The organism is Streptomyces sp. NPDC000983 (assembly GCF_040299205.1).
Lineage (GTDB): Bacteria > Actinomycetota > Actinomycetes > Streptomycetales > Streptomycetaceae > Streptomyces.
Genome location: NZ_JBEPBM010000056.1, coordinates 24,515 through 34,163, shown reverse-complemented (window position 1 = coordinate 34,163; position 9,649 = coordinate 24,515). Strand labels below are relative to the sequence as shown.

Genomic DNA, 9,649 nt, shown 5'->3' with positions numbered 1-9,649 from the left:
CGGTGCCCGCGGCGAGCTGGACTGGTCGCGGTGCGCGATCGACTCGGTGAACATGCGGGCCCTGAAAAGGGGGATCTGACGGGTCCGAATCCTGTTGACCGGGGCAAGTACGGATCGAAGATCCACCTGATCACGGAACGGTCAGGTCTGCCCATATCCGTCGCCATTTCCGGAGCCAACCTGCACGACAGCCAGGCCCTGATCCCGCTCGTGAAGGGCATCCCGCCGATCCGCTCGCGCCGCGGCCGACGACGGCGCCTGCCCGGCAAACTCCACGCCGACAAGGGCTACGACTACAACCACCTGCGGCGATGGTTACGCGAGCGCGGCATCACCCACCGCATCGCCCGCAAGGGAGTCGAGTCCTCGCAACGGCTGGGCCGCCACCGCTGGACCATCGAACGCACCATGGCCTGGCTCGCCGGATGCCGACGCCTCCACCGCCGCTACGAACGCAAGGCCGACCACTTCCTCGCCTTCACCAGCATCGCCTGCACCCTCATCTGCTACCGCAGACTCGCCAAATGAGATGACTTCTTATTCGAAGGCGTTTGGGCTGATCTGGCCGATGCTGGAGTGCCTCCTCCTGGTGTTGCAGCGGGTGGCCCATCGGAAGACCGCGAGGCGGGCCGCTCGAAGGGCGTCAAGTCTCGGACGCCGGATGCGCGGGGGTGTCGCGAGCCCAAGACGGCCACAATGTCTCTGATCGCGGGCCAGTCGCGAACTTCTCCGGGACTAATCCGTAGCGCTGCCAGTAGCTCCTGGGCCGTCTGTTCGGGCTGGCCCCACTGCCACCACGCACGAGCCAGTTCAGTGGGCATCCGGCTCTTGCGCTCCGCTATGGGAAAGAGTTCCGCTCGCAGTCCCCGCCCGACTTCGAGTGCCGCTCCGGCGTCGCCCAGGGCCCACTGCACTCCCACCGCGTAGAGGTCGATCATCGGCGGCGAGATCCGGAACAGCGGGTCTACGGGGGCCTCTGAACCGACCTGTAGCGGGGTCGTGACCAGCGAATCCGCAGCCCGTCCCGACAACTCAGACACTTCGCCGAGCATGGTCAGCGGCGCTGACAGCCGGGTTAGCAGGGGCTTAGCCCTCCGGCAGCTCCCATGAGGCGAACCAGTGGGGGAACGGTCCGGCGGAGGGCGGGAAGGCGAACGGCGGGGTGCGGTCGGTGAGCAGGCGCAGCACGAACTCGCCGGTGCCGCAGTCGAAGCGCTGCCACTCACCGCCCAGGTACTGCACCAGAACCGGCCAGTCGTCGGGATCGGCCGGTCCGGTCAGCCAGTGGAAGCTCAGCTCCTGCTCGGAGGTTCCCCATATGAGCACGCCGCCGGGCGCGGGGTGGACCGGATATGGCTGGTACAGGTCGGCGTACCGCGCCATGTCCTGGCCCCAGGAGACTAGATCCGTGCTCGGCGCACCTGGCACCAGCAGGTCCAGGTACTCGTCGAAGCTGCCCGGGCCGAAGGCGTCGACGATGTCCTTGTAGTCACCGGGCAGCGCGGTGCCCAGCGCTGCCTCCGTCGCGGCCCAGTCGACGCCGCACCGGTCGGGCTCCGTCCGTCCGGTGGCCTCCCGCAGCAACTCCACCCACCCGACCCCGGGTGGGCGGGTGAACGCGCGCCGGGCGAGGATCACGACGCGGCGCGGGCCATCGGTGGTGGCCGTCACGCCGTATCCGAACCAGTGCTCGGCCAGCACCCACCCGCGCAGTTCCAGCAGCCCGCTCTCCCCGCCGATGGGGAGCCCACCCTCCCCGCCCACCGGCGGACCGTCGGGCACCCCTGCCGCCCTGCCTCCGACGATCCAGGCACATACTGGCAGACCCGCCCCGTCAACCAGGTCCGCAGCGACGCGCTCCAGTTCGGCCAGATCCTCCGCGTCGCTGGGCACACAGACATGCCCTGCCCCATGAAGGGGCAGCGGGCAGTGCAGTTCGGGCGTGCGCCAGGCGTTATTCAGACGGGTGCGCAGAGTTGAGGTGTCCACGCGGCCAAGTGAACAGCACGGCACTGACATTGATTGAGCCCTTTCAACCTGCAGCACCGGGGGCCTCCTGCTGCTCTATGGATTCGACACCCACGAGCTGTGCAGGAGGCCCCCTCCCATGCGCGGCCGACCCGAAGATCACCGGACCGAGCCGACACCCTCGAACTCACGCCCGCCACGGGCGATACAGCAGCGGCTCCTCTGATGTTCGGGCTATGGGCAGAGGTTCAGCAGACGTCGACTATGTCGATCATGTTGTCCCAGGGGGTGTTCGCGAGGCTGTCCTCCGTGTGGTAGGCCGTGCTGCCGAACTTGTACACCTTGCGGCCCTCCCAGTTGTAGAACCGGGCCACCGTGCCGGTGGTCTGGTTGTTCTTGTACGAGGTGAGGGTGTCGTTGTTGAAGGCGTAGTTGTTCAGGTCGTAGTCCCGACACTGGTAGAACGACACCTTGCTGTCGGTCCAGTTGGGACCGGTCCACAGGCACAGGTACTCGTAGGCGCAGCTGGTGTTGGCCACGCCGGGCACGGACACCGTGATGATCGCGCTGCCGTCCTTCGCCCGGATCTCGTTGTACCCCACCTGTTCCGCCGGAACCTTGATGTCCGCCAGCTTGGCGTCCACCCGGTCCTGCACCTGGGCTGCCTGCCGGTTCGAAAGGCCCACCGCCTTCGCCTGCGCCGCGTACTTCGACTCGGCCGACTGCGCGGTGCGGTCCGTGGCGGCCGCGGCGGTGCTGCCGGCTCCGACTGCCAGCGCCATGACACACAGCACGGCTGAGACGGGCTTCGTGATTCGGAATCGGTACTTCATGGGGTTTCCTCCGTCTGTTGGTTTCGTTCTCATGAGCAGCTCTGGGCACATGCAGACAGCCTCCGGCCACTGATGCGGCCGGGCCCTGACTCCCCTGCCGGCCGACGAGACAGCAGGGTTCGCCAGGCCGCGTGAGGTGGGCCAGGTGCATGCGGCCAGGGCGGGATCTGTTGTTCCGCTGGAAGGCCGTGGGCATGACCGCCTCCCCAGCAGCAGCCCCATTCCTCGGTACCGCTCGCCAACCGATCTCAGCGGCCGGCCTATTGGTTGGCAGGGCTGTTCCGGCGACCATCCGACGCCGGTGGTGGGGGGAGGGCCGTGCTTCCCCGCCCGCGCGGGTGGTTATCGTCCGGCCTGCAAGGCTGCCCAGGTCTGCGGGCCGACGTCGCCGTCGACGCCGAGGCCGCGACTGGTCTGGTAGTCGCGCACGGCTTGTTCGGTGTTGGGGCCGAAGTCTCCGTCGATGCCCACGGTGCGGCCGAGTGCCGCGGTCAGTGCCCGCTGCAGTCGACTGACGTCCGCGCCGGTCGACCCGCTCTGCAGCGCCGGTGTCGAGCCGTACGACAGCAGGGCTGTCCAGGTCTTGGGGCCGATGTCACCGTCGGCCGTGAGGCCCCGGGCGGACTGGAAGGCCTTCGCCGCCGATACGGTGTTGGGCCCGAAGTCGCCGTCCGGTTCTCCCGGGTTGTGTCCGGCGGTGATCAGCCGGCACTGCGCCGCCTTGACCAGATTGCCGTTGGATCCCTGCTGGATGAGGGGGTACGCGGTGAAGTCGAGGTTGATACCGCTGCAGGTGGGCGCCGGTGTGCCGCCGCAGTTGTTGCTGGTGACGTTCCGCCAGGTCCGGCCGTTGGCCTGGCCGTACTCGACGCCGTTGAACCAGGGGCGGACCCGTTCGGAGGTGGAGTTGCCCCAGGTGGCGGATCCGTTGTTGTCGGCGTCGTAGGCGAGCTCGAAGTGCAGGTGCGGGTGGTTGTTCGAGGTGGGCCCCGTCTTGCCGACCCGGCCGATCAGCTGGCCGCGCTGCACCGTCTGCCCGACGCTGACGTCGCGGGTCTGCAGGTGCAGGTAGGTGGTGAAGTAGCGCTGCCCGTGGTTGATCTGGATCACGTTGCCGGCGTTGGAGTGGTAGAAGGACTGCCGGACCGTGCCGGAGGCCGGAGCCAGCACCGGTGCTCCTTCGGTGCCGGCCTGGTTGGGCTCGCGGACCATGTCGAGCGCGGGTGCGTGTGCCCAGGAGTCGAGTCGCCACTGCTGGCCGCAGGTGAAGGGCAGTTGGAAGGCGATGGGCGGGGCCGCCGCGGCGGCCGGCGGCGCGGCCTGCCAGGGCAGGACGACGAGCGCGGCAACAACCACGAGCAGTCTGACGAGCAGCCCTCCTGGGCTGAGCGTGCGGATGCGGGACGTCAACGTGTCTCCTTCTCCGGTGTCGAGTTCATGCGTGTCTGGGGCGGGATGTGCGGGCGGCGATGGGACGGCAGGTGCCCTTCCGCTGTGGCTGGGCGCTGCACGCGGTCGCGTTCGGTCGCGGTGCGTCGCCCGCATGGCGGTCACGATGAGGGCCGAGGTGGGCGCAGCCCTGTACGGCCCTCATCGTGGGTTCGCCGGCGGGGGTCGACCGGTGCGCTGAGCGTGCTCTCCGTCGGTATAGGCCGGGTATGTGCGAAGGTCACACGGGCGGTGGTGCCGGCCACGCACCGCCTGCCGAGGAGCACGCCGCACCGTCGGCGCGCCCAGGTCAGGGCCGCGGGCAGAGTGCGCCGGTGTCCTGGCCGGGGAGGTGGCGGTCGAGTTGCGCCGCGGTGGGCGGTGGGGCGGTGGCTCGGCAGATGCGGCGGATGGCTTCGGTCGCGGTGAGCGGCCAGTGGATGATGCGCTGGTCGGCTCCCGCGGACAGCAGGGTTCCGTCCGGGGTGAACGCCAAGCCCTGCACGTCTGCCGTGTGGCCGGTGAGGGTGGCGATGCGCCGGTGGGTTCGTACGTCCCAGACGACGATGGTGTGGTCCTCGCCTGCCGAGGCGAGGAGGCGTCCGTCCCGGCTGAAGGCAAGCGTGCCGACCGCAGCGGTGTGGCCGGTCAGGGTTCCCCTGCTTTTGCCTGTCCGGGTCGACCACAGGCGTACCGTGTGGTCCGAGCCGGCGGTGGCGATCAGATCGCCCGCCGGAGTGGCCGCGATGTCCTGCGTGGAGCCCTGCGTGGCCGGGAAGGCCTTGACCAGTCGGTCGTCGGCGGTGCTCCACACGGCGATGCCGCCGGCCGGTGTGCTCGCGGCGAGGAGGCCGCCCCGGGCGGGGTAGGTCATGGCGGTGGAGGTGCGCGGGCCTTCCGGCGCCGGCAGTGGACGGGGGTGTGCCGGGTCGCTGACCCTCCAGCGGAACGTTCCTCCCAGGGACATCACGGTGACCGTGCTGCCGTCCGGGCTGAAGGCGACGTCCGTGCCGGTGCCCATACCGGTGAAGGCGATGGTGGTGTGGCGCCGCCCGGTCGACGGGTTCCACAGGGTCAGGGTGTGGTCGCGTGTCACGGCCGCCAGCACGGTTGCGTCCGGGTTGAACGCGACCGCCTTGACATGGTCGGAGTGTCCGCCCAGCAGCCGTTCGGCAGCACCGGAGGCATTCCAGATCCGTACGGACCTGTCGTCGCCGGCGGAGGCGACGAGCCGGCCGTCGGGGCTGACGTCCACGTCGTTCACGGCGCCGCCGTGACCGCTGAAGGGAAGGGCCGTCCGGCGCACCACGATGGTGCGTCCCAGGCCGCCCGAGACCACCGTGCTCGCGTCCGGGGCCAGGTCCAGGGCCATGGTCTCCGAGCGGTAGCGGTCGGCGTGGCGGGCGATCTGCTCGCGGCGCCGGTAGTCCCAGATCGAGATCATGCCCTCTTCGTCGGCGATCGCGATCCGGTCACCGACCGGGGCGGAGATCATCCAGGGGAAGGCTGTTTGCACCGGGAGGTCGGCGAACTGGCGGGCCGAGCGGCCGGTCAGCCGCCAGAACCTGATGCCGTGTTCTTCGGAGGCCGTGGCCAGGACATCGGATGTGGAGCCGAACCGGGCCACCTGGGCGCCTTCGGTGTTCAGCTCGACGCGACGGCGACCGGTTTCGATGTCCCAGACGGCGACCGTCCCATCGGTGCGGGTGACGGCGAGCGAGCGCTGATCGCCGGCCAGGCTGAGTGCCGCGGGCATACCGGTGCGCAGGAACACGCCCTTGCCACCACCGCCCACCGTGGCGACCTGCGTGCCCTCGCCCGTGCCGTAGGCCACGACCGTCCCGTCGGCGCTGAAGGCCAGACCGTTGCTGAGGTCGCCGGACACGACCTGCTTGAACAGCACCTTCCTCGACCGGACCTCCCGCACGACGACCGAGCCTGCGGTCGGCTGCTGCGGATTGTTCACCCGGGCCAGGGACGCCAGCCGACTGCCGTCTGCGTCGAAGGCCGCCCTCAGCGCGAAGAACCCCTCGGGGAGCGGCTTGACGACATGTTCGGTGAAGGTGGTCAGCCTCTTGCGTCGTTTCGGATCCCACAGCTCCACGGTGCCGTCGCTGGTGGCCGCCGCCACCAACGAGCCGTGCGGGGACAGGGCCAGGCCGAACGAGGCGGGCCCGTTCGTGTTGAGTACGACGCTGGGCTGCGCGGACGCCGACGTACTGATCACCGCGCCCAGGGTGTCGGCGTCGGGATGCAGCCGATAGGCGGCCAGGGCGAGGGACCGGGCGACGTCCGGGTCGGTGGCGACCAGCGAGCGCGACGTGAGCGCGGCCTGATGGGCCAGGACGGTCAGGTGCTCGCGCTGTGCCACCTGCCGCTGCTGCCAGGCGGCACCGCCTCCGGCCACGGTCGCCGCCAGCAGCACCGCCAGCACCACCGCCAGGACCCTCAGCCGGCGGACCCGGCGCCGCACCGCAGCGAGTTCGGACTCGGCCAGCTCCTCGCTGGCGTCGAGGAACTCACGCTCCACAAGGTTCAACTCCGAGCGGTGCGGGCGCGCCTCGGCCAGCCCCGAGCCCCGGTAGAGCCCTCCGGCGTCCCGCCCGGACTGCTGCCAGACCCGGGCCGCGGCGGTGAGCCGCTGCCGTACGACCAGGCGCCGGCGGTCCTCGCTCAGCCAGGCCCGCAGTCTGGGCCACGCCACGATGAGCGCCTCATGGGCGATCTCCACCCGGTCCTCGTCCACGACCACCAGGCGCGCCGCCACCAGCTCGTCGACCACGTCCGCGACGGCCGCGGCCGGGCCCATCCCGTCGAGTTCGGTCTGCGGGACCCGCCTCCGGCTGTCCCGCACCCCGTCCTCGTCCAGGCTGATCAACCGCTGCATGAGCCGGCGCACCAGGTCCTGCTCGGCGGGTTCGAGTTCGGCGTAGAGGTGCTCGGCGGTCTGGGCGATCGCATCGTGCATTCCGCCGCCTGCCTGGTACGCGGCGAGGGTCAGGGTGCGGCCTGCCCGGTTGCGCCAGGTCTCGCGCAGCGCGTGGGACACCAACGGGAGTGCGGCGGCGGCGCCGGAGGCCTCCGCCACCACGGTGGCCAGCAGATCGGCGTCGACCGAGCAGCCCTCAAGATCCGCCGGCCGGACGATCAGCTCGCGCAGTTCCGCGGCCGACGGCGGACCGACCAGCAGCTGCGCCTCGCTCATCAGCGCCGGCGCCAGTTCGCTGAGCCCGGTCATCTGGACGAAGAAGTCCGCCCTGACACTGAGCACGACCTTCGTTCCGGCATGGGACGCCGCTAACAGCCCGGCGACGAATTCCTCCCGTACGGCGGGATCGGAGCACATGGTGAACAGTTCCTCGAACTGATCGACCACCAGCAGCGCCTGACCGGCGGACCGGTCGTGCTCGGCGAGCGCGGCCGCGAGCTGTTTCACCGGCTGGTCGGTCGGCGTCATCATGACCGGCTGCCACCGAGCGGTCGTGTCCCGCCGGATCCGGCCCAGTAGGCCCGCCGCCAGCAGCGAGGTCTTCCCCGATCCCGACGCGCCGAACACGACGACCACGGGGAAGCGTTCCACGCGCTCCCACAGCAGCCCGCACAGCCGGTCGCGGCCGAAGAACCGGTCGTGATCCGAGGAGGTGAACGCCGGCAGGCCCCGGTAGGGGTTGGCCCCGACCGGCACCCCTGCCGCGACAGGGGCCGCAGGGGGCATGAGGCCCTCGTCGCCGCGGAGCATCGCCTGGTGCAGGCGCTGCAGACCCGGGCCGGGCTCGACGCCCAGTTCGCTCCCGTACAGCGCATGGGTCTGCCGGTAGAGCTCGAACGCCTCGGCCTGCCTGCCCGAGCGGTACAGGGCCGTCATGAGCTGGCCGCGCAGCGACTCCCGGAAGGGATGCAGGGGCAACAGCTCCGTCAGCTCCGCGACCACTTCGGCATGCCTGCCCAGGGCCAGACCGCAATCGGCCCACCGCTCATGCACGGCAAGACGCAGCTCCTCCAGCCTGGCCGCCCGGGTCGCGACGGCTTCGGTATCCAGGAACTCCGCGAACGCAGGCCCGTTCCAGCACCGCAGCGCTTCACCGTGCAACTCCTGCGCGCCCGCTGTCTCACCCCGTCGCAGGGCCTCCTCCGCCTGGAGGGCCAGCCGTTCGAATCGCGTGGCGTCCAGCGCATCACCCGCCACCACGCGATAGCCGTCGCCCTGCCGCTCGATGCGTTCCGGGCCCAGAGCCTTGCGCAGCAGATGGACGTACAACTGCAGGTTCTTGCGCGCCGAGCGCGGCGGCCGCTCGCCCCACAGCGCGGTTATCAGGAGCTCCGACGGCACGGGCCGGTCTGGCCTGCTCAGCAGGACCGCGAGCAGCAGACGCACCTTGGGCGATCCGACGTCGACCGGCGAGCCCCCGCGCCGGACCGCCAGATCCCCCAGAATCCCCAACTCCACTCGGCCGCCCCCCAAGGCTGCACGCATCAACGTCGGCCGCCCGAAGGTACACCCAGCCCCCGAGTCTCGCGATCAGTGACGACGACGGCTTCGAAGCCCTCAAGGGCTTTCGTGACCGTCTGCCCCAGTGCACGATGCCGCACGTCGCTTCAGACCCTCCCGCGCGAACAGCGCCGCTCTGACAGGCCGTTCAGCGCAAGGGTGGCAGGTCGGCTCGTAGGCGGCGGGGGCCGATCAGGTAGGCGGCGTGCGGGCCCACGTAGAAGCGGTCGTGGCGGCCGTGGAGGATGTCTTCGGCGGTGACGAGTACGGCGCCCACGTCGTCGGGGTCGGCCGCGAGTGCGAGCAGGGCCTCGCGCAGGGTGATCGCCTCCGGGGTGTCGAGGTGGAGGTCGAAGACGTCGAAGAAGCGGATCTGGCGGAAGGCGCGGCCCGGCACCTTCAACGGGCCTTCCAGGACGTGCCGTACATGGGCGAAGCGCAGACGGGCGATGTCCGGTGTCAGCTCCGGGTGGCCTATCTCGGTCAGTTCCTCCGCCAGTTCACGGCGCACCGCCTCCAGGGCGGTCTCGCGGTCGCGTTCGGCGTCGAGCCAGCGGGAGAAGCGCGGGAGTGCCCTGGCGGGCAGGAAACCGCGCAGGTCGCTGCGCATCCGCTGATCCACCCGACCGTCTTCGCGGAAGCCCAGCCGGTCCAGGTCGGGACGGGCCGAGGGGTGGTACTTGAGCACGCCGCCCAGCGGGCCGTAGGAGTTGGGTCGGTAGGGCGAGTGGACGAGGAGGTGACGGTCGTCGTCCTGGATCCGCAGCAACGAGGCCACCGAGACCCGGACCTCACGGCGGGGCCGCAGTGCGACCGCGAGGAGGGACAGACGGCGCCGGTTGCGCCACAGGGTGGCGGCGAGCCAGCTCAGCATTGCGACGAGCAGACCCGTCCAGATCGCTTCCAGCATGCGTGTACCCGCCCCCCACGA

At 70.4% G+C, this 9,649-nt stretch carries 4 protein-coding genes and 3 pseudogenes; 1 reads left to right on the top strand and 6 read right to left on the bottom strand.

The window, feature by feature from the left end:
• Window positions 1-528, top strand: a pseudogene (locus ABT296_RS35210) (IS5 family transposase); the annotation flags it as partial.
• Window positions 529-1,086: 558 nt separating this feature from the next.
• Here ABT296_RS35210 and ABT296_RS35200 read toward each other — a convergent pair.
• The 6 genes and pseudogenes from ABT296_RS35200 to ABT296_RS35175 all read right to left on the bottom strand — a co-directional run bounded on the left by ABT296_RS35200 (window position 1,087) and on the right by ABT296_RS35175 (window position 9,628).
• A complete protein-coding gene (locus tag ABT296_RS35200) occupies window positions 1,087-1,989 on the bottom strand; it encodes a hypothetical protein (protein ID WP_351933615.1) in 903 nt (300 codons plus the stop codon).
• Between the two features lie 227 nt (window positions 1,990-2,216).
• Window positions 2,217-2,750 carry a hypothetical protein gene (locus tag ABT296_RS35195; protein ID WP_351933613.1) on the bottom strand — a complete coding sequence of 178 codons (534 nt, stop codon included), beginning with the start codon at window positions 2,748-2,750 and terminating at the stop codon, window positions 2,217-2,219.
• 393 nt (window positions 2,751-3,143) lie between these two features.
• Window positions 3,144-3,611, bottom strand: a pseudogene (locus tag ABT296_RS35190) (peptidoglycan-binding domain-containing protein); the annotation flags it as partial.
• 141 nt (window positions 3,612-3,752) lie between these two features.
• Window positions 3,753-4,013 (bottom strand): annotated as a pseudogene (locus ABT296_RS35185) (M23 family metallopeptidase); the annotation flags it as partial.
• Between the two features lie 526 nt (window positions 4,014-4,539).
• A complete protein-coding gene (locus tag ABT296_RS35180) occupies window positions 4,540-8,676 on the bottom strand; it encodes an nSTAND1 domain-containing NTPase (protein ID WP_351933611.1) in 4,137 nt (1,378 codons plus the stop codon).
• 190 nt (window positions 8,677-8,866) lie between these two features.
• Window positions 8,867-9,628 (bottom strand): SMODS-associated NUDIX domain-containing protein, encoded by a 762-nt coding sequence (locus ABT296_RS35175; protein ID WP_351933609.1) that lies wholly within the window; start codon window positions 9,626-9,628, stop codon window positions 8,867-8,869.
• Between the last annotated feature and the right edge of the window lie 21 nt (window positions 9,629-9,649).

Excerpts from the sequence above, each read along its gene's own strand:
- ABT296_RS35195 (WP_351933613.1), bottom strand. The coding sequence starts at position 2,750 with ATGGCGCTGGCAGTCGGAGCCGGCAGCACCGCCGCGGCCGCCACGGAC.
- ABT296_RS35175 (WP_351933609.1), bottom strand. The coding sequence starts at position 9,628 with ATGCTGGAAGCGATCTGGACGGGTCTGCTCGTCGCAATGCTGAGCTGG.